The sequence below is a fragment of the Klebsiella sp. BIGb0138 genome (genome assembly GCF_004342285.1).
Lineage (GTDB): Bacteria > Pseudomonadota > Gammaproteobacteria > Enterobacterales > Enterobacteriaceae > Klebsiella.
Genome location: NZ_SMCV01000008.1, coordinates 28288 through 54802, shown reverse-complemented (window position 1 = coordinate 54802; position 26515 = coordinate 28288). Strand labels below are relative to the sequence as shown.

Below are 26515 nucleotides of genomic sequence, written 5' to 3'. Positions count from 1 at the left end.
ATAAAAAAGGGATCCGCAGATCCCTTTTGATGCAACCTAGTGGGCGCCGCCGCCGCCGCCCCCCGCGCTGAAGGGCGGTTTGGCAAACCACACCAGACCGAGCAGGAGGATGAATATCGCCGCCGATAGCCAGAAAATTTCGTTGGCGGAGATAATCAGCCCCTGATTGGTTATCTGCTGCGCTATCCAGCCGGAGGCCTGCTGCTGGGTCAACCCCATGCCCTGTAGCTGATCGTACATCTGCTGGGCATTCGGGTTATATGGCGTCACCGATTCGGTGAGCTGCGCATGGTGCAGCGCCTCGCGGTTGCTCCACATGGTGGTGGTTATCGAGGTCCCGATAGAACCGGCGAGCGTACGGGTGAAGTTCGACAGGCTGGACGCCGCCGCCAGCCGCTCCGCCGGCAGGCCGGAGAGGGTGATGGTGGTCAGCGGCATAAAGAAGCAGGCCACCGCGAAGCCCTGAATAAACTGCGGCCAGGCCGATGCGCCGAAGTCCATGCCGGGTTCGAAGGTCCAGGCGCGCCAGTAGAAACAGACCGCGTACATAATAAAGCTGAAGGTCACCAGCCGACGCATATCGAGCTTATGGGCAAAGCGGCCGATAATCGGCGACAGGATTACCGGGATCACCCCGACCGGCGCCGAGGCCAGACCCGCCCAGGTGGCGGTATAGCCGTAGACCTCCTGCAGCAGCTGCGGCAGCAACACGATGGCGCCGAAGTAGAGCATATAGGCGAGGCTGATGCACAAACAGCCGATGGTGAAGTTGCGCGACTTAAAGAGCGAGAGGTCGACGATGGGGTTGTCATCGGTCAGCTCCCAGACGATAAGGAAGCTTATCGCCACCACCGCCACAATTGTCAGAATGACAATCTCCTGCGAGGCGAACCAGTCCAGCTCCTTGCCGCGGTCGAGCATGACCTGCAGGCTACCGATACCGATAACCAGCAGCGCCAGGCCGACGCCGTCGATCCGCCGCTGTTCGGTTCTGGTTTCGCGACTGCGCAGGGTCTGCAGGGTCATCACCACCACCGCGACGCCAATCGGGACGTTGATAAAGAATATCCAGCCCCAGTGGTAGTTATCGCTGATATAGCCGCCGAGAATCGGCCCGCAGATCGGTGCGACGATCACCGTCATCGACCACAGCGCCAGCGCGATAGAGCGTTTGGCCGGCGGATAGTTGCTGAGGAGCAGACTTTGCGACAGCGGGATCAGCGGACCGGCGACGATCCCCTGAATCACGCGGAAGAAAATCAGCATCGTCAGGCTGTTGGACATGCCACAGGCCCAGGAGGCGATGGCGAACGCCACCGTAGACCACAGGAACAGCTTCACTTCCCCGACGCGTTTTGCCAGCCAGCCGGTGATCGGAATGGAAATCGCGTTCGCCACCCCGAACGAGGTGATGACCCAGGTCCCCTGGCTCAAGGATGAGCCAAGGTTACCGGCGATGGTTGGAATAGCCACGTTGGCGATAGTGGAGTCCAGCACCTGCATGAAGGTCGCAAGCGACAGCGCGATGGTCATGATGACCAGCTGCGCGCCTTCCAGCGGTTTTTGCTGTTGCATTACGCTCACTCCGAATTATCCCGCGTTGGCCTGGATGATACCGTCGATCAGTTTATTCACCGGCTCAAGACCGATTTCACGAGCGTTACTTTCATAAACCGGAGATTGACGCGTCTGGTTGGCCAGCATCTCGCCGCTGCGATCGGTGGTGTTCACCTCGACCAGGGTGGAGAGACCAATGCGCAGCGGGTGTTCCGCCAGCTGTTTGGCATCCAGCTCGATACGCACCGGCAGACGCTGGACGACCTTGATCCAGTTGCCGGTGGCGTTCTGCGCCGGCAGCAGGGAGAACGCGCTACCGGTGCCCATGTCCAGCCCGACGACCTTGCCGGTATATTTGACGTCATCACCGTAAATATCGCTGACCACGGTAGCCGGTTGGCCGATACGCATATGCGCCAGCTGGGTCTCTTTAAAGTTTGCGTCGATCCACAGATTCGTTGCCGGCACCACGGCCATCAGCGGCGTGGTTGGGCTAATCTGGGCGCCGGGCTGCACGGAACGTCGGGAGACGTAGCCGCTAATCGGGCTGACGATTTTCGTACGCTGCAGCGCAAGCCAGGCGTTACGAACCTCGGTTGCCGCCTGCAGAACCGCAGGCTGCTGTTCCAGACGGGTGCCCATCACGATAGCCTGATTGGCGTTGAATTGCTGAACGGCGACATCCAGTTCAGCCTGGGCGCTGGCGACGGTATCGCGCGCATGCTGCAGCTCTTCACGGCCGATCAGGTTCGCCGCCCCCAGCGGGATGCGCCGGTTGAGATCGGTCTGCGCCTGAGCGAGCGCGGTTTTCTTGACGTCGATGTTCGCCTGCAGCTGTTTGCTGTTGATCATCTGCTGGCGCATCTGGCGTACGCTGGTGGCCAGCTGGGTTTGCGCTTTTTCAAACGCCTGCTGGGCATCGGTCTGGTCGAGGGTGACCAGCGGATCGCCCTGCTGGACGAAATCGGTGTTGTCGGCCCAGACTTTCGTCACGCTGCCGGAGACCTGCGCCATGATTTGCACCTGGTTCCCTGCCACGTAAGCGTCATCGGTTTCTTCATAATGACGCAGTACCAAAAACCAATAAATTCCGTATGCCACGGCAACAATAATAAAGAGCAATGTCAGCAACAAGAGGGCGCCTTTGCGCTTGCTTTTCTTGCTGTCCGGTTGCTGCGGGGTTTGCATCTCCGCATTTGCGCTCATGTTATTCTCCACGATCTTATTATTTCACATCGGCTGAGCCGACCTGTTTATCAGAAAGGCCAGCAGAAGATCTGCTGGCCTGTCTGTTTTTCCTTGTCAATCCAGAAAAAGTTTTGAGCGGTTCCGCGCTTAGCGCAGAGACTCCGCAAGCACGCCATCCTCTTCCATCTGGTCGAGGCGACCAAGCAGCTTGCGGGTGATGTGCTCGAGCTGATCTTTCTCGCTGGTGCTTAAAGAAGACCAGAGTTGATGCAGGCAGTTATGCTGCGGCGGTAAGACTTCACGCAAAAACTGATGACCCTTGTCGGTCAGTTGCAGGTGCAGGCAGCGACGATCGTTATCGCTTTCGCGACGCTCGATCCAGCCGCGTTTTTCCAGCTCATCGGCAATACGCGTGGCGTTGGTACGGGAAGAGCCCAGCGCGCAGCTCAGCTCGGAAGGCTGAATGCTGTGATTTTCCTGAGACTCCAGCGTGATCAGCGCCATAAATAATGTCTCGTTAATTCCCTGCGCTTTCAGCATCTTATTGCGATTTTCCAGTAGCTTACCTTGCATGTGCATGCAGAGGCGAGTGAGGAGAATCTCCTGGAAAGGGAAATCTTCATGGCGGCTGGCGCGGAATTTGAGCATTTGCTCAATGGGAGTAAACGAACTATCCATTTGGGTATGACCTCATTAATTACAGCCGATATAATAACTATTGTGACAAATAAATCAAATCAATTATTGACTAAAATTGATACTTTAAGCCTATAAAAAAGTGCCGATTTTCCATGCCACGCCGTAGGCCAGCGCGCTCAGCAGCGTCGGGATAATAATGCTGCGCGTCTTCCAGAATGCCACACCCAGCACCGCGAATCCGAGCAGCGTGGGCAGCAGTCGCCGGGAATCGCTGAGGATTTCCGGGACGCTGGAAACGATCAGCAGAGCGCAGATGGAGGAGATGCCGATGGTATCAAGCAGCACGCTAATCGGGCCGCGGCGGGCCGGGCGAGAATGGTCCGCGCGCAGGCGCAGCGGCAGGTAGCGAAACAGGTAATTCACGCAGCCGACCACGATACCGATAATAAGAACATTACTGTTCATCGGGCATCCCCCGAATGCTGGCCTGTATCAGGGCGGCCAGGCAGCCGCAGACAATCCCCGCCATAATCGCCGCCGGAATAGAAAAGAGAATCATCCCGCCCAGCGCGCCGGCCAGCGCCGCCGTCACGCTGAGCGACTGCTTGCGTTGAAATGACGCCAGCAGGAAGCTCATAAACAAGGCCGGCAGCATAAAGCTCAGGGCCGCTTCCACCGCCGGGAAACCCGCCAGCAGGCCGTTACCGGAGTAAGCGCCAAGCAGAGTACCGGACACCCATGAAATCCAGGAGGTAAAGGCGATGCCGAGCATCCAGTTTTCGCTCCAGCGGCGGTTGTCGCGTACCAGTTTCGCGGTGGCGGCCGCGAAGACCTCATCGGTCAGGCCAAAGGCCCAGAACGCCGTTTTTTGCTTATCAAGCGCACGGGGAATACGGCTACGCAGCGACGGGCCGTACAGAACGTGACGCACATCCATCGCCATTACGGTGAGCGCCGCGACCCACAGCGAACTGCCCGCCGCGATCATCGCCGTTATCACGAACTGGCTGGCGCCCGCGTAGATAATGCAGGAAAAAAACAGGCTCTCCAGCGGAGTGAAACCCAGCCGGGTAGCGTTAAGGCCAAAGGCGAAGGCCACGGGAATATAGCTAATCACAATCGGCAGGCTGTCTTTGATACCCTCGGACAGCGTGGATTCGCAGACAGGAGAGGTTTGCGTCAATGCGCCAGGTTTTTCCATTTTGCGTTATTTATTGATAATTCAAGTGAATATCACATGATTGAACGGGTAGGTTTACCTTAGCAGAGAGCGGGGTGCTTTTACACCTCGATGATTTATTATGGCACCGCGTTGATGGGCTGCTCGCAAAATCGCCCCGACCGCGTGATACGCAGCGGGGCGATAGCGTGGTGGCCTTCAACGCCCGGATCGGGGGCTAAGCACCGCCATCCGGGTCACAGGGAAGGTTACTTCTGCGCAGCCAGCGCTTCCTGTACCCAGCCATCGAACTGCTGCTGGTGGGCTTTGATCCAGCCGTCGACGTGGCCCTGAATATCCGCTTCCGAAGCGTGGCCCTCATGCATCATCGCGTTTTCGGCGTTAATGTCGGCAATCGGCAGTTTCATCAGGCTGAACAGCTTCGCCGCCGCCGGGTTTTTCTCGGCCCAGGCTTTGTTGGCGACAATGTGCATGGTGCTGACCGGGAAGCCGTAGTTCGCGCCGTTAGCCAGTTTGGTATCGATATTCTTCTGCACACCCGGCAGGGAGGAGAACGGAACCTGCAGCCAGACCACATCTTTACCCGGCTTCAGTACGTCGCTGACCCAGTACGGCGTCCAGGTGTAGTAAATCACCGGCTTGCCTTCTTTATAGCGGGCAATGGTATCGGCCATCATCGCCGCATAATTCCCCTGGTTGTGCACCACGGTCTTGCTCAGACCATAGGCATCAATCTGGTGGTTAATCACCGCTTCACAGCCCCAGCCCGGCGTACAGCCGGTGAGATCGGCTTTACCGTCGCCGTTGGTATCAAACAGTTTGGCGATTTTCGGATCTTTCAGCTGGTCGATGGACTTGATGTGATACTGCTCGGCGGTTTTCTTATCAATCAGGTAGCCCTGCGCCGCGCCGTTCACATAAACGCCTTCGCGGTAGAAGCTTTTGTCGCCCCCGGCGGCGGCGTACATATCGTCGTGCAGCGGCTGCCAGTTGACGGCGGTAAAGGTCGCATCGCCGGAGGCGAGGGAGGTGTAGCCGACGTTGTAGTCCACTTCGCTTGGCTTATCGACGGTATAGCCCAGTTTTTCCAGCGCGCGGCTCACCAGCAGGGTCTGGAAGGTCTCTTCAGTAATAGTGCTCTGGATCGGTTTGACGGTGATGCCTTTGCCTGGCAGATCGGCCGCACAGGCGACGCCGGTGGAGAGAAGGGTGGCAAACGCTGTGGCAATAATGGTGTTATGTCGCATCGTTATTCCTTATACATAAGAAGGGAAAACTGCTGACCCGGCAGGCGCACTGCTGCCGGGCGATAAGAAGATTATTTACAGAACGGGCGGGTAATCAGTCCCAGCGGGCCGCTCGCGTACCAGCGACGGTTACCGCGGCTGCGCGAGTCGCGGCCTACGGCCTGGGTCAGGCGGTCGAGAATTATCGCCAGAATCACAATCCCGACGCCGCCGACGCTCGCCAGCCCCATATCGAGACGACCGATCCCCCGCAGCACCATCTGACCCAGACCGCCGACGGCGATCATCGAGGCGATAACCACCATCGACAGGGCCAGCATCAGCGTCTGGTTAACCCCGGCCATGATGGTTGGCATCGCCAGCGGCAGCTGAACCTTAAACAGCAGCTGACGCGGGCTGGCGCCGAAGGAGCGCGAAGCCTCAATCAGGTCTGCCGGCACCTGGTTAATCCCGAGAATGGTCAAACGGACGATAGGCGGCAGGGCGAAGATAATCGTCACCACCACGCCAGGAACGTTGCCGATACCGAACAGCATGACAATCGGCACCAGGTAGACGAACGCCGGCGTCGTCTGCATGGCATCCAGCAGCGGGCGGATAATTTTGGCCGCCCGCGGGCTGCGCGCCAGCCAGATCCCCAGCGGCAGGCCGATCAGCATGCAGAACAGCAGCGCGGTCAGGACCAGCGCCAGGGTGACCATCGCCTGCGACCAGGCGCCGATGGCGCCGATAGCGACGAGGGAAATCAGCGTGGCAACGCCCATCCCCACGCTGGAGATTTGCCAGGCGATAAGGGCGAACAGCACGATAGCCACCGGAGCAGGCATACCGAGTAGCAGCTGCTGGAAGGCGCTGAGGATGTAGTCCACCGGCACGCGGATCCCCTGGAACAGCGGGCGGAAGTGGACGACGATCCAGTCGATGCCGTGCGTGACCCAGCTGTCGAGCGGGATCAGCGTTTTATGGAACGGATCCATAATGTTGAAGTGTTCCGCCTGCGGCGCGGGCGCGCTGTTCAGCCAGTCTGCGCCGCCGCCATCGGTGGGCGCCGATGCCGGGCTTCCCCAGGCGTCGGCGGATTGTGCGGCGCTATCCGCCGCCGGTGCGGTATCCCACGGGTTAGATTGATCAGCCATTGTTTGCCCCCTCGCGATCTAAAGCCTTCAGCAACATGCCTTTGGAAATGATGCCGATATACTGGTGCCCTTCATCCACGACCGGGACCGCGCACGGCGCCTGGCCTACGTGGGAGAGCAGGTCGCTGAGCGACGTTTGCGCATCCACCGCCAGCGGGGATTCGAGTAACGCCGCGTCAATTCCCTGACCTTCGCTCAGGGCGGATTTCAGCGAATCGATAGAGACAATGCCGACAAACTTATTACCACGTTCAATCACATAACCATATTCCCGGTCTTCGTCCTGCAATAATTTCAATGCCGAACGGGGGCCGAAACCGGGCGTTTTACGAATTAAGCCAACCGGGCTTCGGCGGGCAATATCTTTAGCGCTGAATACCTGGCTAATATCGACGCCGCGGAAGAAGGTTTTCACATAATCATTCGCCGGATTATTCAGTATTTCATCCGGGGTACCGACCTGAATCACCTCGCCATTTTGCATGATGGCAATCCGATCGCCAATGCGCATGGCTTCATCGAGATCGTGGGAAATAAAGACCACGGTACGTTGATGTTTCGCCTGTAATTTTGTCAGCTCATCCTGCATCTCGGTACGAATTAATGGGTCGAGGGCCGAGAAGGCTTCATCCATTAATAATATGTCAGGATTGATGGCCAGCGCGCGGGCAAGGCCGACGCGTTGCCGCATCCCGCCGGACAGCTCATCCGGGTAAGCATGCGCGTAATTCTCCAGGCCGACCTGGCGCAGCGCCTCCAGCGCCTTCTGCTGCCGCTGCTGGGTCGACATGCCTGCCAGCTCCATGCCAAAGGCGGCATTGTCCAGCACGGTCATATGCGGCATCAGCGCAAATGACTGAAATACCATGGCGATCTTTTTTCTGCGCACCTCGCGCAGCTCGGCTTCTGAAATTTTGGCGATATCGACGCCATCAATCAGCACCTGCCCGCGGGTGGGTTCAATCAGGCGATTGAGAAGGCGAACCATGGTGGATTTCCCTGAGCCGGAAAGCCCCATGATGACGAATATCTCGCCTTCTTCAATGGTCAGACTGGCGTCTTTTACGCCAAGCGAAAGTCCCGTTTTTTCCAGTAGTTGTTCTTTGGTAAATCCTTTTTCAATATATTTGAACGCTCGCTGTGGGTGCTCGCCAAATATCTTATAGAGATTCTTAATTTCTAATTTAATTGCCATGCAATTGAGGGTTTCCTGTTATTTGTATTATGTCAATATAGTACCTGGTGGAGATAATTACCGTTTTACACCCTAACATACTCAGATTCTGTGACAACCCTCAATGTCCCTCCGGCGGCGAAATGCGCGGACGGCTATCCGGCGTATTCCCCATGATAGAAGGGCTGAGCGTTGATTAGCGGCAGGTAATATTTTTTGATGATGACGGAAGCATAATTGGTAAACCAACGGATTTCTGCCGAATATTGCGGCAATGTTTCAGCGAAATATCAGGTGCGATTTTTGTGTGATAAAAGTTAATAATGTGAAATAGATCACCAGGAAACCGGACAATATTTTCCTGGTGAAAGTAAGGTTAAAAGTCCCAATCGTCGTCGGCGGTTTCTTCCGTTTTTCCCATGACGTAGGAGGAGCCAGAGCCGGAGAAGAAGTCGTGATTTTCATCGGCGTTTGGTGACAGCGCCGCCAGAATCGCCGGATTGACCGCCGCCATTTCCGCCGGGAATAACGCCTCATAACCCAGGTTCATCAGCGCCTTATTGGCGTTATAGCACAGGAAGGCGTTAACCTCCTCAATCCAGCCGCTGTCGGCGTACAGCTCCCGGGTATAGGCCAGCTCGTTATCGTACAAATCCATCAGCAGATCGAGGGCGAAATTCTTCAGCTGCTCGCGTTCTTCGGCGCTGACGTTTTCCAGCCCCTTCTGGTATTTGTAACCGATGTAATAACCGTGCACCGCCTCGTCGCGAATAATTAAGCGAATCAGGTCGGCGGTGTTGGTCATCTTGCCGCGGCTGGAAAAATACATCGGCAGCCAGAATCCGGAATAGAACAGGAACGATTCAAGGAACACGCTGGCGATTTTCTTCTTCAACGGATTATCCGCCTGGTAATATTCCAGCATCAGCTGGGCTTTGCGCTGGAGCGGCGCATTCTCTTCACTCCAGGCATAGGCGGCATCCACGTCTTTGGTCTGGCATAAGGTGGAGAAAATCGAGCTGTAGGAGCGGGCGTGTACCGCTTCCATAAAGCTGACGTTGGAGAGCACCGCCTCTTCATGGGGCGTTAGCGCGTCGGCCATCAGCGCCGGCGCGCCGGCGGTGTTCTGAATGGTGTCGAGCAGCGTCAGCCCGGTGAACACGCGGATGGTGAGCTGCTGCTCCGTCGGGGTCAGCGTCTGCCAGGCGGGAATGTCGTTAGACAGCGGCACCTTTTCCGGCAGCCAGAAGTTGCTGGTCAGACGGTTCCACACCTCCAGATCCTTATCGTCCTCAATTTTGTTCCAGTTAATAGCGCTGATACGCGTTAAATGGGTCATCCTGTTCTCCTTACAGCGCGCAGGACACGCAGCCTTCGATTTCAGTACCTTCCAGCGCCAGCTGGCGCAGGCGGATGTAATACAGCGTCTTGATGCCTTTCTTCCACGCGTAGATCTGCGCTTTGTTGATATCGCGCGTGGTGGCGGTATCGGGGAAAAAGAGCGTCAGCGACAGCCCCTGATCGACGTGCCGCGTCGCTTCGGCGTAGGTGTCGATAATCTTCTGCGGACCAATTTCATAGGCGTCCTGATAGAGCGCCAGATTGTCGTTGGTCATAAACGGCGCGGGGTAGTAAACCCGTCCGGTTTTCCCCTCTTTGCGGATCTCTATCTTCGAGACGATCGGGTGGATACTCGAGGTCGCATGGTTGATATAGGAGATCGACCCGGTCGGCGGGACCGCCTGCAGATTGCGGTTATAGAGACCGTGACGCATCACGTCGTCGCGCAGCTGCCGCCACATCTCGCGGTCGGGGAGGGTGATACCGGCGCGGGCGAACAGTTCGCGGACTTTGGCCGTTTTCGGCTGCCAGTCGCCCTGCAGATACTGGGCGAAGTACTCGCCGCTGGCGTAGCGCGACTGCTTAAATCCGGCAAAATGCTGGCCGCGCTCGCGGGCCATCAGCATTGAGGTGCGCAGGGCGTGCCAGGTGACGGTATAAAAGTAGAAGTTGGTGAAATCCAGTCCTTCCGGGCTGCCGTAGGCGATCCCTTCCCGGGCCAGATAACCGTGCAGGTTCATTTGACCCAGGCCGATGGCATGGGAAGCGGCATTGCCCGCCGCCACCGATGGCACCGAGCGAATGTCGCTCATGTCAGAGACCGCCGTCAGGCCGCGCACCGCCACCTCGACCGTGCGGGCAAAATCCGGCGAATCCATGGTGTGGGCAATATTCAGCGACCCCAGATTGCAGGAAATATCCTGACCGACGCTGGCGTAATCGAGATTCTCATCGAAGGTCGACGGGGTATTGACCTGTAAAATTTCCGAGCACAGGTTGCTCATGTTGACCCGGCCGGCAATGGGATTAGCCCGGTTAACGGTATCTTCAAACATGATGTACGGATAGCCGGACTCAAACTGAATTTCCGCCAGCCGCTGGAACAGATCGCGGGCGCGGATCCAGCGCTTGCTGACCCGCTCATCGGCGACCAGCTGCGCGTACATCTCGCTGACGGCGATATCGCCAAACGGTTTACCGTACAGACGCTCGACGTCATAGGGCGAGAACAGCGCCATCTGCGCATCCTCTTTCGCCAGCTGGAAGGTAATATCCGGAATCACCACCCCCAGCGACAGGGTTTTGATGCGGATTTTCTCGTCGGCGTTTTCCCGTTTGGTATCAAGGAAACGCAGAATATCCGGATGATGGGCGTGCAGATAGACCGCCCCCGCTCCCTGACGCGCGCCGAGCTGGTTAGCGTAGGAGAAAGCATCCTCGAGCATTTTCATCACCGGCACCACCCCGGAGGACTGATTTTCGATACGCTTGATCGGGGCGCCGGCTTCACGCAGATTGGAGAGCAAAAACGCCACGCCGCCGCCGCGTTTTGACAGCTGCAATGCCGAGTTTACCGCCCGACCGATCGATTCCATATTGTCTTCGATACGCAACAGGAAGCAGGAGACCAGCTCGCCGCGCTGCTGCTTCCCGGCATTGAGGAAGGTAGGGGTGGCCGGCTGGAAGCGCCCGCTGAGGATCTCATCGGTCAACTGCCGGGCCAGGGCTTCATCCCCCTGCGCGAGGGTGAGGGCGACCATGCAGGTACGATCGGCAAAATGCTCAAGGTAGCGTTTGCCGTCGAAGGTTTTCAGCGTATAGCTGGTATAGAACTTCCAGGCGCCAAGAAAGGTCTGGAAACGGAAATGGTAGCCGTGGGCCTGCTCAAACAGCGCGAGGACAAAACCGCGGTCATAGCGGGCCAGAACGCCGGCGTCGTAGTAGCCTTCGGCGACCAGCCACTCCAGCTTATCGTTCTGGCTGGCGAAAGAGACGGTGTTAGCGTCGACATGCGTCGCCATAAAGGCGTCCACCGCCTCGCGGTCCTTTTCAAACGGAATGCGGCCGTTGCTGTCGTACAAATTCAGCATGGCATTGAGCGCGTGGAAATCCGGCGCCTCGGTGGTTATACGTTCTGCGGTTGTCGTTGCCAAAATTCGCTTACTCCTTTACGCACGTTGTCGACATCGTGTGGGGTGCCCATCAGCTCAAAGCGGTACAGGTACGGCACGCCGCACTTTTGGGCGATAACGTCGCCGGCCCGGCCGTAAGCATCGCCGAAGTTACGGTTGCCCGCGGCAATGACGCCGCGTATCAGCTGACGGTTATGCGGGTCATTTAAAAAGCGGATCGCCTGGCGCGGTACGGCGCCGGCGGTGCCGCCGCCGCCATAGCTCGGGACGATGAGAATGTAGGGGTCGTCTACCTGGATGCGCTCCCGCTCGTTAAGCGGAATACGCACTGCGGGCAGCCCCAGACGCTGGACGAACCGGTGCGTATTTTCGGAACTGCTGGAGAAGTAGACGATCAGACTCATGCGCTGGCCGCCTGTTCTGGCCGCAGGCGGTTGATCATATCCGGGCGGAAGCCGGACCAGCGGGTTTCTCCGGCAATCACCACCGGCAGCTGACGGAAACCCTGCTCGCGCAGCATATCAGCGGCGTCCGGGTGGTGTTCGACGTTCACCATCTCAAAGGCAAACCCGCGGCTTTCCATCGCCCGTTTTGTGGCATGGCACTGAACGCAGTCATTTTTAGTGTAAATAGTAATGCGCATGATTCGTATTTCCATTTAAGATAGCAGCACGGCGCAAAAAGGCGCGACGATCGCCATCGGTTAACTGTTCAGGAAATACTAGATGTAGTTATCTAAAAGTTCAACCACGCAATATATAGCGTTTTTAGATAAGTGATGCCCTCACCGGCCAATCCGGCGAGGGGGAGGGCGCGTTGTCTGAAATTACTGGCGCATGCTGACGGCAAGGCGGTTAAAGGCGTTCATCAGGCTGATGGCGAAGGTCAAATCGCTGATCTGGCGGGCGCTAAAATGGTCCAGTAGCGGCAGGTAAACCTCATCTTCAGCATGGGTGCTGGCAATGTGAGTAACGGACTCCGCCCACGCCAGCGCCGCCTGTTCGGCCGCGTTGAAATGTTCGCTTACCCGCCAGCCTGCCAGCGCATCAAGTTTGTTCTGCGCCACCCCGGATTTACGCAGCGCTTTACTGTGCATCTCCAGACAGAATGCGCAGCCATTAATCTGCGATATCCGCAGGTAGACCAGTTCCAGCAGGGAACCCTCGAGGGTGCTTTTTTCCAACGCTATTTTGGCCTGTACCAGCGCGTGATAGACTTCCGGGCTCAGTTCATGGTAGGGCTGACGTAGTGTGCTCATGATGTTCTCCTCATTAAGAACCGCAGGTGATAGGTTTTCAGACCGCCGCAAAATAGCACTATAATGGACTGCAAAAGATAGCCATATTTTAATGAAAAAAGCAGACCATAATGGAAGCCAAAAAGGTACCGCTCTATCAGCGTCTTGCCCGGCAGTTAAAATCCGCGATCGAGAGCGGGGAACTTGCGCCCGGCAGCCGCCTGCCTGCCAGCCGGGTATATGCTCAGGAGCTGGGGGTGTCGCGGGCGACCGTGGAAAATGCCTGGGGCGAGCTGGTGGCCCAGGGCTGGCTGGAGCGGCGGGGGCAGGCGGGAACCTTCGTCAGCGAGCGCCTCAGCCCGCAGCAGGAGGCCCCGACGCGCTTCCCGGCAGGCAGCGACCCGACGGCGCCGCTGCCGTTTCAGATGGGCCTCCCGGCGCTGGATCTGTTTCCTCGCGGGCTGTGGGCGCGGGTGATGGGACGGCGGCTGCGAACCCAAACCCGCTTTGATCTGGCTCCCGGCGATCCGTGCGGGGAGATGAGTCTGCGCCGGGCGATTGTCGATTATTTACGTCTTTCGCGCAGTATTGAGTGCCTGCCGGAGCAGGTGCTGGTCACCGGCAGCTACGCCGCATCGATGACGTTGATCCTGCGTACTCTGGCGCAGCCGGGGCAACATATGTGGGTGGAAGATCCCGGGTTTCCGCTGATTCGGCCGGTTATTGCCCAGCACGGAGTTCTTCTCGATCCGGTGCCTGTGGATGACGACGGGATGGACGTGGACCAGGCGCAGCGCCGTTTTGCGGATGCGCATTTCGCGCTCCTGACGCCAGCGCACCAAAGTCCGCTGGGGGTAGCGCTGTCGCTGACCCGGCGCAGGCAGCTGCTGGCGTGGGCGGCGCAGCGCGATGCCTGGATCATTGAAGATGATTACGATAGTGAATTTCGCTATCGGGGTAAGCCGCTGCCGCCGTTGAAAAGCCTCGATGCCCCGCAGCGGGTGATCTACGCCGGCACCTTCAGTAAATCGCTGTTTCCGGCGTTACGCGCCGCCTGGCTGGTGGTGCCGCTGCCGCAGGTCGCCGCCTTTCGTCAGCAGGCGGCGCTGATGAGCTGTAGCGTCCCGACGTTGTGGCAGCAGACGCTGGCTGATTTTATTGCTGAAGGCCATTTCTGGCGTCACCTGAAGAAAATGCGCGCCAGCTATGCTCTGCGCCGACAGTGGCTGGAGTCGGCTTTGCTGGCGCACGGTTTTGGCGTGGTCCCGCAGCTGGGGGGGATTCAGCTGGTCATCACGGTGGAGGGCGACGATCGGACGCTGGCGCGGCGGGCAAGGCAGGCCGGGCTGGCGGTGCAGGCGTTGAGCGACTGGCGAATGCACAGCCATGGCGAGGGGGGATTACTGGTGAGTTTTACCAATGTGTCATCGATGGAGATGGCGGCAGAGTGGGTTCGTCAGCTCAGAGAGGCCCTGTCTGGCTGTGAGGAGTAAAGCCGCTGATCGTGGAGGGGATTCGGCTAAACGGTGGTTTGGCCGACTTAAAAAAGCCGCTCGCGCCAGCACGCAATGCGGCAACAAAAAGCCCCTGGTGCCAGGGCACTCAGGGGCAGACGCGTATTTGTTATCTTCATGTATCGTTTATATTATCGACGTAAATTCAATAATACGCCAATAAATAGCCCAACTGCGGCGGCGGCACCCACGCTTTGCCACGGTTTATCGTGCACATAGGTGTCGGCACAGCCAACGGCGTCGCGGGCGGCCTGCTGTACGCGGTTATTACCATTCAGCCGGGCACGTGTCTCTTTAAGCAGCGCCTGAGCTTTTTTCCGTGCGACGTCAGCTTCCTCTTTCGCATCACTGCCCCACGATTTCAGCACCTCTTCCAGCGAATCTGCTAATTGACTGACATCGTTATGAATATCTTCAGCGCTTTCATCGACATTGTTGCGGTTCAGACGGTTAGCCATCATTTTCTCCCTTAATTCCGTTGAGTCATTAAGTGTAGAACAAGATTTTGAATTATGCTTTTTCAGTATGGTTTCTGGAATTTTCCGAAAGCACTGCCAATGATGAATAAGGTAAGGTAAATGTGCGGTAAAAGATAACGAGGAATGAGTATGTATTTAAGACCCGATGAGGTGGCGCGTGTTCTTGAAAAAGCCGGCTTCACCATGGATGTTGTGACGCAAAAAGCGTACGGCTATCGCCGTGGCGATAATTATGTTTATGTGAACCGCGAAGCGCGCATGGGGCGTACCGCTTTAATTATTCATCCGGCTTTAAAAGAGCGTAGCAATTCGTTGGCGGAGCCCGCGTCGGATATCAAAACCTGCGATCATTATGAGCAATTTCCGCTGTATTTAGCCGGGGAAGCGCAGCAGCATTATGGTATTCCACACGGGTTCAGTTCGCGGATGGCGCTTGAGCGTTTTTTGAGTGGACTATTTGGTGATGCGCAGCCGACTCTGTCTCACAGCTAATCGTGCGCCTGATACGGCGTGAGGCGGGGGACATTTTCAGCGACTGGCGTGAGCCAGTCGCGGATAGTTTAGCGGCTCAGGCTTTCGCCTGCTGGTAGGTGCTGACGCGGAACAGTCGGCGGCAGTAATCGAGGAAGTAACCGTAAACCGCCCCCATCATCATCGATACCGCGATGTTGGAACTTACCGCTGCGGCTATTTGATGCCAGTCAGCACCCACGGCAAACAAAATCGCGACGTACACCGGCGACTGAAAAGTCACGTAGGCCACAACGTCGGCAATATTCTTCATCCCGGCGGAAGGGCTGATATGGCGCGCCAGACGCATTGCGCGGTCGCGGTAAAAGCCATAGGGAACGGCGATAATAATGTTCACCGGAATTGCCACCAGGCGTGAAGATAACGACTGCTCAAAAGTCATTCCGGAGAGAAAAATTTCGATCATCATGTTCACAACGGTGCAGTAAACCACCATTGCAAAGGTGTCTGCTACCGCATGACGCAAGCGGGACTGCGCAGAGAACATCGGTATGCTCCTCGAAAATGAAGTTTGTTACGCCAAAAAATACGCGCTTTTGCAGCGTTTTGGGTTGCCTGTTTTGATGTGCGTAGATTATATCTCTGCATTGAAAGTGGCAACTAGCTATAAATTTTTATTTATTGGCTTTTTGTCGATAAAATACTCTGTGGAAGCTCGTTTTGTGTCCCTTGCGCTACTTTCGCTCTGTATTTGTATTTTTTGTTTATATATCAATATGTTGTTATTTTTCTGTTGCCGCGTGGCGGGTAGGGCGGAGAGGAGGTAACGGGCGATTTTAGCCCGAACGCACGTTTCAGCGTGATGGAGATCGCTTTTAGAATTATTTATGCCGTTTTGCCGGTTAATTCAGCATTAGATTCTGTTTTTTGTTGTAGTTGCATATTCGACTTTTGTGCATGTTCATTCATTTATAGCCTGCTATTGGCTGGCATGCCTGCGCAAGATATTCTGCTAACCTGCTAACCTGCTAACCTGCTGACCATACAGGTAATATAGAGGCTGAGGTTATTTCGACGGCTTTTTATTCTATTCAGACTACCGGCTGATTAATCCCTGGTCTTAATTATCTGCGCGCCGTAGTCATTCGTCGCTGAATTAAAGTTGCTGGCGGGGAATATATTTAATTAATTCTATTAAAGGTGGCAATATATACCCTCATATATTAAAGTGTCCCGGTAGTATTGTCTTATTTGCAATTTGGGATCGTTTGATTATTTATGTCTTTAATGTTACAGAAGTTGAATAATATCCGCTCACTGCGAGCGATGTCGCGTGAATTCTCCATTGACGTGCTTGAAGAAATGCTGGAAAAGCTTAGGATCGTCACTGAAGAAAAACGTTCAGAACAGCTGGCTGCCCGTGAGCAGAAAGCTGAATACCAGGAGAAAATTAATACCTGGCTGGAGTTGATGATGGCGGACGGCATTACGCCTGATGAGCTGGTGACGCAGAACGCGGGTCAGCCGAAGGCGGTGAAAAGACGCCAGCCGCGCCCGGCAAAATATCGTTTCACTGATTTTTCCGGTGCCGAGAAAACCTGGACCGGTCAGGGGCGGATGCCAAAGCCGATTGCCCGTGCGATAGCGGCAGGCGCAACGCTGGAAAGTTTCCTGATTTAATGGCTGTCGACGATCGTCGAAATAATGGCCTGGAAATAACGGTGGGGCTACCCACCGTTTATATTAGCAAACGCCAAAATCGCCTTCTTCTTTATAAGGCGTGACGTCAGCCGACTTCAGAGTATATTTCTCTCCCTGCTCATTGCTGGCCTGTACGACGACGATGTGATCTTCGTCGACTGCTACAACCTTCAGTTTTGGACCGCCTGCGCGCGGCTGAACCAGATCGCCTGGTGAATACATCGCTGTTCTCCTCTGTACTGATGAATGAATAACGCTACGTTCACCTTAGCCCAGCTAAATATCAATGTACAACTGAGCTGAAGGGGTAGGCGTCAGCAGGCATCCGGGCAACCACCGCGTGACATCGATGGGTGACTCGCTCGTCTGCCGCAGGCGATCTTGTCAGTGACGCCGTTCCGCTACTTTCTTCCGCTACGTGCGGCGCGGCGGTAGAGCGTACTGCGTGCGACGCCCAGGGCCTGCGCCGCTTTACTGATGTTGCCGTTGTAGGTTGTCAGGGTGTCGGCAATCAGCTGGGCATCGTGCTGCTGGAGTCCACGGGCTGGGGTGACAGCAGGGCGGGGGCGATATTCGGCGGGTAAATCATCCACGTCTAGCCTGTCGCCATCATCAGCCAGCGCCAGCAGCACCTTCATCAGGCTTTGCAGCTGGCGCACGTTGCCAGGCCAGGGCTGGAGCGACAGGTGCGCCAGAAGCGCAGGCGCCAGCTGCACGCGGCGCTGTTCGGCGCCGAGCGTCTGCCACAGCTGTTGGATAAAGGCCGGCAGCGCTGGCCATTCCCGCAGCGGCGGAATGGTGAGTGCGAATTCACGCAGGCGATACAGCAGGTCCTCGCGAAACGTGCCGTCAGCTACGCGCTGCGTCAGGTTACGGTGGGTGGCGCAAATTAGCGCAAAGTTGACCGGTGAACTTTGGCTGGCGCCGAGCGGAGTGACCTCTTTTTCCTGCAGTACCCGTAGCAGCCGGGTCTGTAGCAGCATCGGCATATCGCCGATCTCGTCGAGGAACAGCACCCCGCCGTCAGCCTCGCGAATTTTACCGCTATAGCCGTTTTTACTGGCGCCGGTGAAGGCGCCCGGCTGATAGCCAAACAGCTCGGATTCAATCAGCGATTCCGGTATGGCGGCGCAGTTAATGGCCACAAATTTACCGCTGCGCCAGCGGCTGTGCCGATGGAGCGTACGGCTGACAAACTCTTTCCCGCACCCCGTTTCTCCCTCAATACATAGCGCGATGCCGGCATTGAGCAGGCGCACCATTTTTTCCCCTTCGCGCGGGCTGGTGAAAGGCAGGTCGGGGGCGGGGGGCGGCACCGACACCGGCGCCGGAACCGGTACCGCCACGCTGCTCCGGGCCGGCGCGCGTAAACGGTAATAATAGCTTTGCCGCCGGGTAGTGAGCGGCAGTGGGATGCTGACGGCGGTTTGCGCCAGCTGCGGAAACAGCTGCTGGAAGGTCATTTTCCCTAATTGTTTGCTATCGAGGTCCAGTTCGCGCATGGCCAGCCGGTTGCCGGCCGTCAGTACGTTATCGGAAAAGACCAGCAGCAGCTCTTCAACGCTATCGAGTTTGTGGGGCTGCGCGTGCAGGCTCATCAGCCATTGCTGTGGGTGTAAGCTCTGTTTCACCCATAGATATTCAATCTGTTTTGCCGCCGCCTGCACCCACGCCAGGGTGTGGGGGTGAGGGAAGTGGGCCGGGCCGGAAATATCCAGCACCCCGGCAATCTGTCCGTCAGGGCTCTGCACCGGCATCGCGGCACAATAGAGATCCTGGTTGCTGGTCAGAAAGTGCTGGCGGCCGTCGATTTCACAGCTGTCGTCGATGGCCAGCGCGGTACCGATAGCGTTAGTGCCGCGCCCGCTTTCGCTCCACACGTTTCCCGGAGCGAGGGCAAAACTCTGCGCTTTCTGCATGGCGTGCATATTGCCAAAGGTTTGCAGTACCAGGCCGCTGGCGTCAGAGAGGATCACCACCGACTGGAGGTCGGCCACCTTGCGTGACAGGGTGTTAACCACCGGCTGCGTAAGCTGCTGTAGCTGGGTATGGCTGGCCAGCGCATCCGCCAGCTCGCTGGCGCGCAGGCGAGGAAAATCATCCGTGGTCGGTTCCAGGCCATACCGCTGGCTCCGAAACCAGGAATCGCTGAGCAACGGATTGGTTTTCACCTCGGGATCGAGGGTAAACGAATTGCCTCGCACGGAGCACCTCATGGTCGATTTTGCTATGTTGCAACATTGTAGCTTTATAGTTTCTTATGTGTTGCGATTTGCGACACATAAGCGACATTCGGTGCTGAGGAAGAGAAGGTGTAGCTAACAACACATTGAATAATATATTTATTTTATCCACCCACAAATCTGGCATAAGCCCTGCATTAGCTTCTGTGCAGCAGGCAACAGCAAAAGACCAATACGCCGCTGCGCCTCAACCCTACAGAAGGAGATTGCGATGCGTTATGCACATCCTGGCAAGCCGGGCGCCCTGGTTTCATTCAAGTCCGCTTACGGTAACTATATTGACGGCAAATTTGTCGAGCCGCTCGGCGGCGAATACTTTATGAATACCTCCCCAGTGGACGGGAGCGACATTGCACAATTTCCCCGCTCTGATGCCAAAGATATCGACTTTGCCCTTGATGCCGCGCACCGTGCGGCAGAGGCCTGGGGCAAAACGTCGGTACAGCAGCGCTCGAACCTGCTGCTACAGGTGGCCGATCGCATTCAGGAAAACCTGGAGTATCTGGCGATAGCGGAAAGCTGGGATAACGGTAAACCGGTTCGCGAGACGCTGAATGCCGATCTGCCGCTGGCGGTGGATCACTTCCGCTATTTTGCCGGCTGTCTGCGCGCCCAGGAGGGGAGCACGGCGGAAATTGATGAAACCACCGTGGCCTATCACTTCCACGAACCGCTGGGCGTGGTCGGGCAAATTATTCCGTGGAACTTCCCGCTGCTGATGGCGGCGTGGAAGCTGGCCCCGGCGCTGGCGGCGGGAAACTGCGTGGTGCTTAAACCGGCGGAACAGACGCCGCTGAGCATCACGCTCCTGCTGGAGATTATCGGCGATCTCTTCCCGCCGGGGGTACTGAACGTAGTACAAGGTTTCGGGAAGGAAGCCGGCGAGGCGCTGGCGACCAGCAAGCGCATTGCCAAGATTGCTTTTACCGGCTCTACCCCGGTCGGGCGGCATATTCTGGCCTGCGCGGCGGAAAACATTATCCCATGTACCGTTGAGCTGGGCGGCAAATCGCCGAACATCTATTTTGCCGACGTGATGGACGGCGAAGAGGAGTTTATCGAGAAGGCGGTGGAAGGGCTGGTTCTCGGCTTCTTCAACCAGGGCGAGGTATGTACCTGCCCGTCGCGCGCGCTGATCCATGAGTCTATCTACGAGCCGTTTATGGAACGGGTGATGGCGAAAGTGGCTCAGATTCGCCGGGGCGACCCCTTTGACACCGATACGATGATCGGCGCTCAGGCCTCACGCCAGCAGTTCGATAAAATCCTGTCGTACATCAAGATTGCCCGGGAGGAAGGCGGCCAGATCCTGACCGGCGGCGAGCGCGCCAGCATTACCGCAGAGCTGGATAGCGGCTACTACATTCAACCGACCCTGATTAAAGGTCGCAACGACATGCGGAGCTTCCAGGAAGAGATTTTCGGCCCGGTGATTGGTATCACCACCTTTAAGGATGAAGCGCAAGCGCTGGCGATCGCTAATGAGACCCAGTTTGGTCTCGGCGCAGGGGTCTGGACCCGCGATAGCAACCTGGCGTATCGCATGGGGCGGGGAATTAAAGCCGGTCGCGTCTGGACCAACTGTTATCACGTTTATCCGGCTCACGCTGCCTTTGGCGGGTATAAGCAGTCGGGGGTTGGCCGTGAAACCCACAAAATGGCCCTCGACGCCTATCAGCAAACCAAAAACCTGCTGGTCAGCTACGGGACCGCGCCGCTCGGCCTGTTCTGATTGACCATCTGTTCGTTCACCGTGTGATCGGCAGATAAAACCCGCCACCTGCGCGTAAGGTGGCGGGTTTTTTAGTTTGCAGCGCCGCTGGCAATCGCTTCCGCTTTCCAGCAGCGGGCCGAGGCCCCGTTAGCCAGCGCACGCAGCGGCTGCGGTTTTTCACAGCCTGCGCTGGCGAAGGGGCAACGCTCGCGAAAGTAGCAGCCCTCCGGCAGATGACGGTTGCCGGGCAGTTCGGTATTACGTGGCGCTTCCCCTAACGCCGAGCCGATACGCGGCACCGACTCCATCAGCAGCCGGGTATAGGGATGAGCCGGGGCGTCGAGGACCTGGCGCGCCGCCCCCATCTCGACGATTTGCCCGAGATACATCACCGCCACGCGGTCGCTCATATGGCGCACGACGGAAACGTTATGGGAGATCAGGACATAGGTCAGGTTCTGCTGTTTTTGCAGCTCGACCAGCAGATTCAGGATCTGCGCCTGTACCGAAATATCCAGCGCCGAAGTGGGTTCATCGAGCACGATAATGTCCGGCTTCGCCGACAGCGCGCGGGCAATCGCAATGCGCTGACGCTGGCCGCCGGAAAAGGCGTGCGGGAGGCGATCGAGATACTCCGGACGCAGGCCAACCTGCAGCGCCAGTCGTTCCGCCAGCTCGCGCCGCGCCTTCTCGCTGGGCCGGGACTGGATCCATACCGGCTCGGTGATGGTTCGCCAGACGGGAAGCCGCGGATCCAGCGAGGAGAGCGGGTCCTGAAAGACCATCTGCATGCTCCCGCTGGCGTGCCCGGCATCGGCGGTTTTGCGGCGTTCAAACTGCCCGGAAGAGGGTTTAAGCATCCCCATCAGCAGCTTCGCCAGGGTACTCTTTCCACAGCCCGATTCGCCGACGATACCCAACGTTTCTCCGCGATATGCCGTAATATCCAGCCCATTTAGCGCATACACGCGTTCGACGACTTTCCCGCGCCAGTTCTTGCGCGCCGGGAAGTTAAGATGGACGTCGCTCAGTTTTAATAGCATCTCAGACATGCGCCTTCTCCAGTTGAGGATACCAGCAGGCCGCTTCCTGCCCGGTTTGCGCTATCGGGCGCAGCGGCGGAGTGATTGCGCAGGCCTCGCCGGCGGCGAAGCAGCGTTCACGAAAGGCGCAGCCGCCCGGCAGATGAGCCAGATTCGGCACCGTTCCGGGAATCGAGCGCAGCAGCGATCGCGGCGCGCCGTTATCCGGCGCGCTGTTGAGCAGGCCTACCGAGTAAGGGTGCAGGGGATGATGCAGCACCTGTGCGGTCATGCCGCTTTCGATGACCGCCCCGGCATACATGACGTACAGCCGATCGCAGACCTGGGAGACCACCGCCATGTCGTGGCTGATAAACAGCACCGCCGTTCCCGTAGCCTGCGCTTTCTGTTTTAACAGACGCAGCACCTGGCGTTGCACCGTGACGTCCAGCGCGGTGGTGGGCTCGTCGGCAATCAGCAGGTCAGGTTCGCAGGAAAAGGCGATGGCGATCATCACCCGCTGGCGCATCCCGCCGGACAGTTCGAAAGGGTAGCGTTCCATCACCCGCTGCGGGTCGGCGATCTGCATATCGGCCAGCAGCGCGACCGCCCTGGCGCGCGCCGCGCGGGCGGAGAGCGGGCGATGCTGGCGAATAACGTCCACCATCTGTTTGCCGATCCGTCGCGTCGGGTTCAGCGCGGTCATCGGTTCCTGAAAAATCATCGCCACTTTGCGCCCGCGAATATCGCGCATCTCTTTTTCCGATGCTTGCAGAATATCGTTGCCCAGCAGAGTCACCTGGCCGCTGTGAATCTGATAGCTTGCCGGCGGCAGCAGGCGCATCGCGAGCATCGCGGTGACGGATTTACCGGAACCGGATTCGCCCACCACGCCAACAATTTCACCGCGGTCAATATGCATCGAGACCGCATTCAGGACATGCACTTCGCCCTGGTAGACGGGAAAACTCAAACGGACGTTATCGATAGTCAGAACCCGGCTGCTCATTAACTGCGCCCTCCTGATTTCGGATCCAGTAAATCCTGGATCCCATCACCAAAGAGATTAAACCCGACGGCGGTGATCAGGATCGCCGCGCCCGGGAAGGCGCAGTACCACCACTGATCGAGAACATAATTACGGCCGTTTGCCACCATGGCGCCCCATTCGGCGGTCGGCTGCTGGGCGCCAAGGCCGATAAAGCCTAACGTCGCCGCCATCAGAATGGCGCTGCCGATATCCAGCGAAGCTTGTACCACCAGCGGCGGCAGGGCATTGCGCAGGATATGCCAGCTGATCAGGTGCCAGCGGGAGGCGCCGAAGGTCACGGAGGCCTCAACGAAGCTATGCTGACGCACGACCAGCGTTTGTCCGCGCGCCAGGCGGACGTAAAACGGGATCCGCACGATGGCGATCGCCAGCATCGCGTTGAATAAACTCGGGCCTAACGCCGCGGCCAGCGCCATTGTCAGCACCAGCGAAGGGATCGACAGCATAATATCCATCAGCCGCATGATCAGCGCATCGCTGCGCCCACCGAGGACCCCGGAAAGACAGCCCAGCAGCGAGCCGCTGATCCCGGCGATCAGCACCACCGCCAGTCCGGCGGCGATCGATTGCTGGCTGCCGATCAGCACCCGACTGAACAGATCCCGCCCCACTTCGTCGGTGCCAAACCAGTGGTTCAGCGACGGCGCCTGCAGGCGGACGGTGAGATCGATGGCGTTGGGATCGTGAGGGACCAGCCACGGCGAGAAGATCATCAGGAACAGCATGATCAACATAATGGCGCCGCCGATCAGCGTCAGCGGGCTTTTACGCACCAGCCACAGGCGGCGCTTCCACACGTGGCTGCGGCCGCTTTTGGCAATAACGCCGGGGCGCTCCTGAGTTATCATCACTTAGTTTTCTCCCCGACCCATACGCGGGTCTATCCACAAATAGAGCAGGTCGACGAGCAGGTTGACCAGCACGTAGGCAAATGACACCACCACGGCGAATCCCATCACCGCCGGAAAATCGAGCGCCTGAATTGAGGAGACCACGTAGGCCCCCATCCCGGGCCAGGCAAAGACGGTTTCGGTCAGCACCGCGCCGTACAGCAGATCCCCCAGCGCCAGCCCGAGCACGGTAACCGACGGGATCAGCGCGTTAGGCAGGGCATAGCGTATGATGATGGTCCACTTCGGCAGGCCGCTGGCCAGCGCGGTGCGGATGTAGTCTTCGCTGAGCTGTTCCAGCATGGCGGAACGAATTTGCCGGGCGACAATCCCCAGATGAACGAAGGCCAGCGTGGCGGCGGGGAGAATCAGATGCTGCAGGGCGTTAAAGAAGACCTCGAGGTTCCCTTCCAGCAGCGCGTCAAGCAGATAAAAACCGCTTATGTGGGTCGGTGGGTCAAACCAGTCGTCAAGCCGTCCGCTCCCCGGCAGCCAGTTCAGCTTGCCGTAAAACAGCACGATCACCCCCAGACCCAGCCAGAACGCCGGGGTGGAAATTCCGGTCAGCGCCATCAGGCGCACCAGATGATCGGTCCAGCGGTTGCGGTATACCGCCGAGAGCACGCCCAGCGGAATGCCGACCACCAGCGCGATAAACAGGGCGCAGATCGCCAGTTCCAGGGTCGCCGGGAAAAAGGTTTTTAAATCTTCCAGCACCGGACGGCCGGTACGGATGGAGGTCCCCAGGTCGCCGTGCAACAGCGCGCCGACATAGTGAAAAAATTGCTGCCATAACGGCAAATCCAGCCCCAGCTGCTGGCGGATATGCTGCACGATTTCATCGCTCGCGCGGTCGCCTGCCAGCAGCCGCGCCGGGTCGCCGGGAATGAGGTGCGAAATAATAAAGGTGATCACGCATACGCCGGCGACGACGAGGACCAGCCCCCAGCTGCGTTGTCGGATTAAACCCCAGAAACTCATGATGACGTCCTCTGCCGGGCCTGCGACGGCCCGGCATGACAAGGTTAAGATACGGCGCGCTATTTGTGCATTTCGGCAATATTGAAGATCTGTTCGAGCATCGGGTTAAAGACGAAGCCTTTGACCTCTTTGTTCATCGCCACCTGGTAGTTTTTCTGGAACAGATAGACATAGGCGGCCTCATCGATCACCGTTTTCTGCACCGCCTGATAATCTTTGGTGCGTTGCGCCTGATCGGTGGTGGAGACGGCCTGCTTGAGCAGCGCGTCAACCTGCGGGTTGACATAGAACGCGCGGTTACCCGGCAGCCCCTTCTTATCCGACTCAAACCAGTAGTTCATGAACATGTAGGGGTCGGCGAAATCCGGGCTCCAGTTACCGATGGCGATGTCGTAATCCCCTTTACCAATCCGCTCGCGCATGGTGGCGTTAGCCAGTTTTTCGAGCTTCACCGTGATCCCCAGCGCCTGCAGGTTGGCCTGGGTGGAGAGCGCGATCGGCTCCCAGTTAGGGTCATTATCGGAGTAGAGGAATGACAGGGTTTTCGGTTTATCCGCCACCTTGGCCAGCGCCGCTTTGGCTTTGTCCATATCGAGGGAATACTGCATGGCGCTGGCGTCGAAGCCCCACATGCCGTCAGGGATCGGGCCGCGCATCTGTTTACCGTTACCGCCGAGGATCCCGCTGACCATCCCTTTATAATCGGTGGCCCAGGAGACTGCGCGACGTAAATCGACCTGGTTCATCGGCGCTTTACTGTTGTTGAGGTACAGGTAGGTCACGCGCAGCGCCGGATAGTCATACACCGCGACGTTATCCTCCTTCTTCAGCGCCGCGAACTGGTCTACCGGCAGCGCATCGGCGATATCCAGATCGCCCTTGGTCAACTGCAGACGACGGGCGGAGCTTTCACCGATAATTTTCACCGTCACCCGCTTAAAGGTTGGTTTCAGGCCGCTATAGTGCGGGTTGGGCACCAGCACCAGCTGCTGGCCTTTTTGCCAGCGTTGCAGCATATAGGCGCCGGAGCCGGCGGTGTGTTCCGCCAGCCAGCCGCGGGCGTCGTCGGCGGCGTGGGCCTTCAGGACCGCCGGATTGACGATCGACGCGCCGTCATTAGCGAGAGTATGGAGGAACGGAGCGAAGGCCTCCGGCAGGGTGAAGCGTACCGTCGTCGGGTCCACGGCATCAATTTTCAGCCCGGTGGGGAAGGCTTCCGAAGGGCCTTGCTTAATGCGCATCAGCCGTTCAAACGAGAGTTTGACCGCCTCGGCGGTCACCGGTGAACCGTCATCGAATTGCATGCTTTTGTGCAGCGTAAAGGTCCAGATTTTACCGTCATCAGAGACCTGCCAGCTTTCGGCCAGCTCGCCTTCGACGTCCGTAGAGCCTTTCCCCTCGTCGGTTTTATATTTCACCAGCCGCTGATAGGCCGGATAGGTAACCGTCCAGTCGTTGTTATCAATGGTGACGGCCGGGTCGAGGGTCTGCGGATCGGCGGCTTTGCCGATCGCCAGCATATCTTTAGGGACCGCGGCATAGGTCGGAGCGACGGCCGCCGCCAGCGCGACGGCCAGCAGCAGTGGGCGAAAAGCTACGGATGGGGTGCGAATCATTT

Annotated in this window: 26 protein-coding genes; 4 read left to right on the top strand and 22 right to left on the bottom strand. The window is 57.7% G+C overall.

Annotated features, from left to right (window positions below):
• Nucleotides 1-36: 36 nt before the first annotated feature.
• The 13 genes from emrB to EDF73_RS17740 all read right to left on the bottom strand — a co-directional run bounded on the left by emrB (nucleotide 37) and on the right by EDF73_RS17740 (nucleotide 12852).
• On the bottom strand, nucleotides 37-1575 hold the full coding sequence (gene emrB, locus EDF73_RS17800) for a multidrug efflux MFS transporter permease subunit EmrB (RefSeq protein ID WP_132730603.1): 1539 nt from the start codon (nucleotides 1573-1575) through the stop codon (nucleotides 37-39).
• Between the two features lie 15 nt (nucleotides 1576-1590).
• On the bottom strand, nucleotides 1591-2763 hold the full coding sequence (emrA, locus tag EDF73_RS17795) for a multidrug efflux MFS transporter periplasmic adaptor subunit EmrA (protein WP_132730400.1): 1173 nt from the start codon (nucleotides 2761-2763) through the stop codon (nucleotides 1591-1593).
• A gap of 129 nt (nucleotides 2764-2892) precedes the next feature.
• Nucleotides 2893-3423: a transcriptional repressor MprA gene (gene mprA / locus EDF73_RS17790; RefSeq protein ID WP_041146855.1), complete on the bottom strand. Its 531-nt coding sequence runs from the start codon at nucleotides 3421-3423 to the stop codon at nucleotides 2893-2895.
• Between the two features lie 90 nt (nucleotides 3424-3513).
• Nucleotides 3514-3849, bottom strand: coding sequence for an L-valine transporter subunit YgaH (ygaH, locus tag EDF73_RS17785; RefSeq protein ID WP_132730399.1), 336 nt, complete (start codon nucleotides 3847-3849; stop codon nucleotides 3514-3516).
• Nucleotides 3839-4585: an AzlC family ABC transporter permease gene (locus EDF73_RS17780; protein WP_132730398.1), complete on the bottom strand. Its 747-nt coding sequence runs from the start codon at nucleotides 4583-4585 to the stop codon at nucleotides 3839-3841. Before EDF73_RS17780 ends, ygaH begins: the two co-directional genes overlap by 11 nt.
• A 227-nt stretch (nucleotides 4586-4812) precedes the next feature.
• A complete protein-coding gene (gene proX / locus EDF73_RS17775; protein ID WP_132730397.1) occupies nucleotides 4813-5811 on the bottom strand; it encodes a glycine betaine/L-proline ABC transporter substrate-binding protein ProX in 999 nt (332 codons plus the stop codon).
• A 71-nt stretch (nucleotides 5812-5882) separates the two neighbouring features.
• Entirely contained in the window at nucleotides 5883-6947 is a 1065-nt protein-coding gene (gene proW, locus EDF73_RS17770; RefSeq protein WP_132730396.1) for a glycine betaine/L-proline ABC transporter permease ProW, read from the bottom strand.
• Complete coding sequence (gene proV, locus EDF73_RS17765; RefSeq protein WP_132730395.1) at nucleotides 6940-8142, bottom strand: glycine betaine/L-proline ABC transporter ATP-binding protein ProV; 1203 nt, start codon at nucleotides 8140-8142, stop codon at nucleotides 6940-6942. Before proV ends, proW begins: the two co-directional genes overlap by 8 nt.
• 355 nt (nucleotides 8143-8497) lie before the next feature.
• Complete coding sequence (nrdF, locus tag EDF73_RS17760) at nucleotides 8498-9460, bottom strand: class 1b ribonucleoside-diphosphate reductase subunit beta (RefSeq protein WP_132730394.1); 963 nt, start codon at nucleotides 9458-9460, stop codon at nucleotides 8498-8500.
• 10 nt (nucleotides 9461-9470) lie between these two features.
• The gene (gene nrdE / locus EDF73_RS17755; protein ID WP_132730393.1) at nucleotides 9471-11615 is read right to left on the bottom strand and encodes a class 1b ribonucleoside-diphosphate reductase subunit alpha; all 2145 of its coding nucleotides are present in this window, start codon (nucleotides 11613-11615) and stop codon (nucleotides 9471-9473) included.
• On the bottom strand, nucleotides 11588-11998 hold the full coding sequence (gene nrdI, locus EDF73_RS17750) for a class Ib ribonucleoside-diphosphate reductase assembly flavoprotein NrdI (RefSeq protein WP_132730392.1): 411 nt from the start codon (nucleotides 11996-11998) through the stop codon (nucleotides 11588-11590). Before nrdI ends, nrdE begins: the two co-directional genes overlap by 28 nt.
• On the bottom strand, nucleotides 11995-12237 hold the full coding sequence (gene nrdH / locus EDF73_RS17745) for a glutaredoxin-like protein NrdH (protein WP_132730391.1): 243 nt from the start codon (nucleotides 12235-12237) through the stop codon (nucleotides 11995-11997). The genes nrdI and nrdH overlap by 4 nt, the downstream gene beginning before the upstream one ends.
• Nucleotides 12238-12420: 183 nt before the next feature.
• The gene (locus EDF73_RS17740) at nucleotides 12421-12852 is read right to left on the bottom strand and encodes a carboxymuconolactone decarboxylase family protein (RefSeq protein WP_132730390.1); all 432 of its coding nucleotides are present in this window, start codon (nucleotides 12850-12852) and stop codon (nucleotides 12421-12423) included.
• Nucleotides 12853-12962: 110 nt separating this feature from the next.
• On the opposite strand from EDF73_RS17740, the gene EDF73_RS17735 reads away from it, so the two are divergent.
• Nucleotides 12963-14324 (top strand): PLP-dependent aminotransferase family protein, encoded by a 1362-nt coding sequence (locus EDF73_RS17735; RefSeq protein WP_132730389.1) that lies wholly within the window; start codon nucleotides 12963-12965, stop codon nucleotides 14322-14324.
• Between the two features lie 152 nt (nucleotides 14325-14476).
• Here the strand turns inward: EDF73_RS17735 and EDF73_RS17730 are convergent, their stop codons facing one another.
• A complete protein-coding gene (locus EDF73_RS17730) occupies nucleotides 14477-14803 on the bottom strand; it encodes a DUF883 family protein (RefSeq protein WP_132730602.1) in 327 nt (108 codons plus the stop codon).
• 150 nt (nucleotides 14804-14953) lie between these two features.
• Between EDF73_RS17730 and EDF73_RS17725 the strand changes: the two genes are divergently transcribed.
• Nucleotides 14954-15316 carry a DUF2002 family protein gene (locus EDF73_RS17725; RefSeq protein WP_132730601.1) on the top strand — a complete coding sequence of 121 codons (363 nt, stop codon included), beginning with the start codon at nucleotides 14954-14956 and terminating at the stop codon, nucleotides 15314-15316.
• 76 nt (nucleotides 15317-15392) lie between these two features.
• Here EDF73_RS17725 and alaE read toward each other — a convergent pair whose 3' ends face one another.
• A complete protein-coding gene (gene alaE, locus EDF73_RS17720) occupies nucleotides 15393-15842 on the bottom strand; it encodes an L-alanine exporter AlaE (protein ID WP_132730388.1) in 450 nt (149 codons plus the stop codon).
• A 731-nt stretch (nucleotides 15843-16573) separates the two neighbouring features.
• On the opposite strand from alaE, the gene stpA reads away from it, so the two are divergent.
• Nucleotides 16574-16975 (top strand): DNA-binding protein StpA, encoded by a 402-nt coding sequence (gene stpA / locus EDF73_RS17710; RefSeq protein WP_132730386.1) that lies wholly within the window; start codon nucleotides 16574-16576, stop codon nucleotides 16973-16975.
• 63 nt (nucleotides 16976-17038) lie between these two features.
• Here the strand turns inward: stpA and EDF73_RS17705 are convergent, their stop codons facing one another.
• Together EDF73_RS17705 and EDF73_RS17700 are read right to left on the bottom strand one after the other, a co-directional pair.
• Complete coding sequence (locus EDF73_RS17705) at nucleotides 17039-17218, bottom strand: hypothetical protein (RefSeq protein ID WP_132730385.1); 180 nt, start codon at nucleotides 17216-17218, stop codon at nucleotides 17039-17041.
• Between the two features lie 179 nt (nucleotides 17219-17397).
• A complete protein-coding gene (locus tag EDF73_RS17700; RefSeq protein WP_132730384.1) occupies nucleotides 17398-19200 on the bottom strand; it encodes a sigma-54-dependent Fis family transcriptional regulator in 1803 nt (600 codons plus the stop codon).
• Nucleotides 19201-19450: 250 nt separating this feature from the next.
• Between EDF73_RS17700 and EDF73_RS17695 the strand changes: the two genes are divergently transcribed.
• Nucleotides 19451-20971 carry an aldehyde dehydrogenase family protein gene (locus EDF73_RS17695; RefSeq protein ID WP_132730383.1) on the top strand — a complete coding sequence of 507 codons (1521 nt, stop codon included), beginning with the start codon at nucleotides 19451-19453 and terminating at the stop codon, nucleotides 20969-20971.
• Nucleotides 20972-21042: 71 nt separating this feature from the next.
• Here EDF73_RS17695 and EDF73_RS17690 read toward each other — a convergent pair whose 3' ends face one another.
• The 5 genes from EDF73_RS17690 to EDF73_RS17670 are packed head-to-tail and all read right to left on the bottom strand — an operon-like array spanning nucleotide 21043 to nucleotide 26513.
• A complete protein-coding gene (locus EDF73_RS17690) occupies nucleotides 21043-22005 on the bottom strand; it encodes an ABC transporter ATP-binding protein (protein WP_132730382.1) in 963 nt (320 codons plus the stop codon).
• Complete coding sequence (locus EDF73_RS17685; RefSeq protein WP_132730381.1) at nucleotides 21998-22984, bottom strand: ABC transporter ATP-binding protein; 987 nt, start codon at nucleotides 22982-22984, stop codon at nucleotides 21998-22000. Before EDF73_RS17685 ends, EDF73_RS17690 begins: the two co-directional genes overlap by 8 nt.
• Nucleotides 22984-23874 carry a D,D-dipeptide ABC transporter permease gene (ddpC, locus tag EDF73_RS17680; RefSeq protein ID WP_165905743.1) on the bottom strand — a complete coding sequence of 297 codons (891 nt, stop codon included), beginning with the start codon at nucleotides 23872-23874 and terminating at the stop codon, nucleotides 22984-22986. Before ddpC ends, EDF73_RS17685 begins: the two co-directional genes overlap by 1 nt.
• Before the next feature lie 3 nt (nucleotides 23875-23877).
• Nucleotides 23878-24897 carry an ABC transporter permease gene (locus EDF73_RS17675; protein WP_132730379.1) on the bottom strand — a complete coding sequence of 340 codons (1020 nt, stop codon included), beginning with the start codon at nucleotides 24895-24897 and terminating at the stop codon, nucleotides 23878-23880.
• Between the two features lie 59 nt (nucleotides 24898-24956).
• Nucleotides 24957-26513: an ABC transporter substrate-binding protein gene (locus EDF73_RS17670; RefSeq protein ID WP_165905742.1), complete on the bottom strand. Its 1557-nt coding sequence runs from the start codon at nucleotides 26511-26513 to the stop codon at nucleotides 24957-24959.
• Nucleotides 26514-26515 lie beyond the last annotated feature (2 nt).

Bases quoted from the DNA above. Each gene is read 5' to 3' on its own strand.
- nrdI (WP_132730392.1), bottom strand. From the start codon at position 11,998: ATGAGTCTGATCGTCTACTTCTCCAGCAGTTCCGAAAATACGCACCGG.
- EDF73_RS17725 (WP_132730601.1), top strand. From the start codon at position 14,954: ATGTATTTAAGACCCGATGAGGTGGCGCGTGTTCTTGAAAAAGCCGGC.
- EDF73_RS17735 (WP_132730389.1), top strand. From the start codon at position 12,963: ATGGAAGCCAAAAAGGTACCGCTCTATCAGCGTCTTGCCCGGCAGTTA.
- EDF73_RS17740 (WP_132730390.1), bottom strand. From the start codon at position 12,852: ATGAGCACACTACGTCAGCCCTACCATGAACTGAGCCCGGAAGTCTAT.
- EDF73_RS17780 (WP_132730398.1), bottom strand. From the start codon at position 4,585: ATGGAAAAACCTGGCGCATTGACGCAAACCTCTCCTGTCTGCGAATCC.
- EDF73_RS17690 (WP_132730382.1), bottom strand. From the start codon at position 22,005: ATGTCTGAGATGCTATTAAAACTGAGCGACGTCCATCTTAACTTCCCG.
- mprA (WP_041146855.1), bottom strand. From the start codon at position 3,423: ATGGATAGTTCGTTTACTCCCATTGAGCAAATGCTCAAATTCCGCGCC.
- ddpC (WP_165905743.1), bottom strand. From the start codon at position 23,874: ATGATAACTCAGGAGCGCCCCGGCGTTATTGCCAAAAGCGGCCGCAGC.
- EDF73_RS17670 (WP_165905742.1), bottom strand. From the start codon at position 26,513: ATGATTCGCACCCCATCCGTAGCTTTTCGCCCACTGCTGCTGGCCGTC.
- EDF73_RS17705 (WP_132730385.1), bottom strand. From the start codon at position 17,218: ATGTATTCACCAGGCGATCTGGTTCAGCCGCGCGCAGGCGGTCCAAAA.
- EDF73_RS17695 (WP_132730383.1), top strand. From the start codon at position 19,451: ATGCGTTATGCACATCCTGGCAAGCCGGGCGCCCTGGTTTCATTCAAG.
- ygaH (WP_132730399.1), bottom strand. From the start codon at position 3,849: ATGAACAGTAATGTTCTTATTATCGGTATCGTGGTCGGCTGCGTGAAT.
- proX (WP_132730397.1), bottom strand. From the start codon at position 5,811: ATGCGACATAACACCATTATTGCCACAGCGTTTGCCACCCTTCTCTCC.
- nrdF (WP_132730394.1), bottom strand. From the start codon at position 9,460: ATGACCCATTTAACGCGTATCAGCGCTATTAACTGGAACAAAATTGAG.
- proV (WP_132730395.1), bottom strand. From the start codon at position 8,142: ATGGCAATTAAATTAGAAATTAAGAATCTCTATAAGATATTTGGCGAG.
- EDF73_RS17685 (WP_132730381.1), bottom strand. From the start codon at position 22,984: ATGAGCAGCCGGGTTCTGACTATCGATAACGTCCGTTTGAGTTTTCCC.
- emrB (WP_132730603.1), bottom strand. From the start codon at position 1,575: ATGCAACAGCAAAAACCGCTGGAAGGCGCGCAGCTGGTCATCATGACC.
- EDF73_RS17675 (WP_132730379.1), bottom strand. From the start codon at position 24,897: ATGAGTTTCTGGGGTTTAATCCGACAACGCAGCTGGGGGCTGGTCCTC.
- nrdH (WP_132730391.1), bottom strand. From the start codon at position 12,237: ATGCGCATTACTATTTACACTAAAAATGACTGCGTTCAGTGCCATGCC.
- proW (WP_132730396.1), bottom strand. From the start codon at position 6,947: ATGGCTGATCAATCTAACCCGTGGGATACCGCACCGGCGGCGGATAGC.
- emrA (WP_132730400.1), bottom strand. From the start codon at position 2,763: ATGAGCGCAAATGCGGAGATGCAAACCCCGCAGCAACCGGACAGCAAG.
- stpA (WP_132730386.1), top strand. From the start codon at position 16,574: ATGTCTTTAATGTTACAGAAGTTGAATAATATCCGCTCACTGCGAGCG.
- EDF73_RS17730 (WP_132730602.1), bottom strand. From the start codon at position 14,803: ATGGCTAACCGTCTGAACCGCAACAATGTCGATGAAAGCGCTGAAGAT.
- alaE (WP_132730388.1), bottom strand. From the start codon at position 15,842: ATGTTCTCTGCGCAGTCCCGCTTGCGTCATGCGGTAGCAGACACCTTT.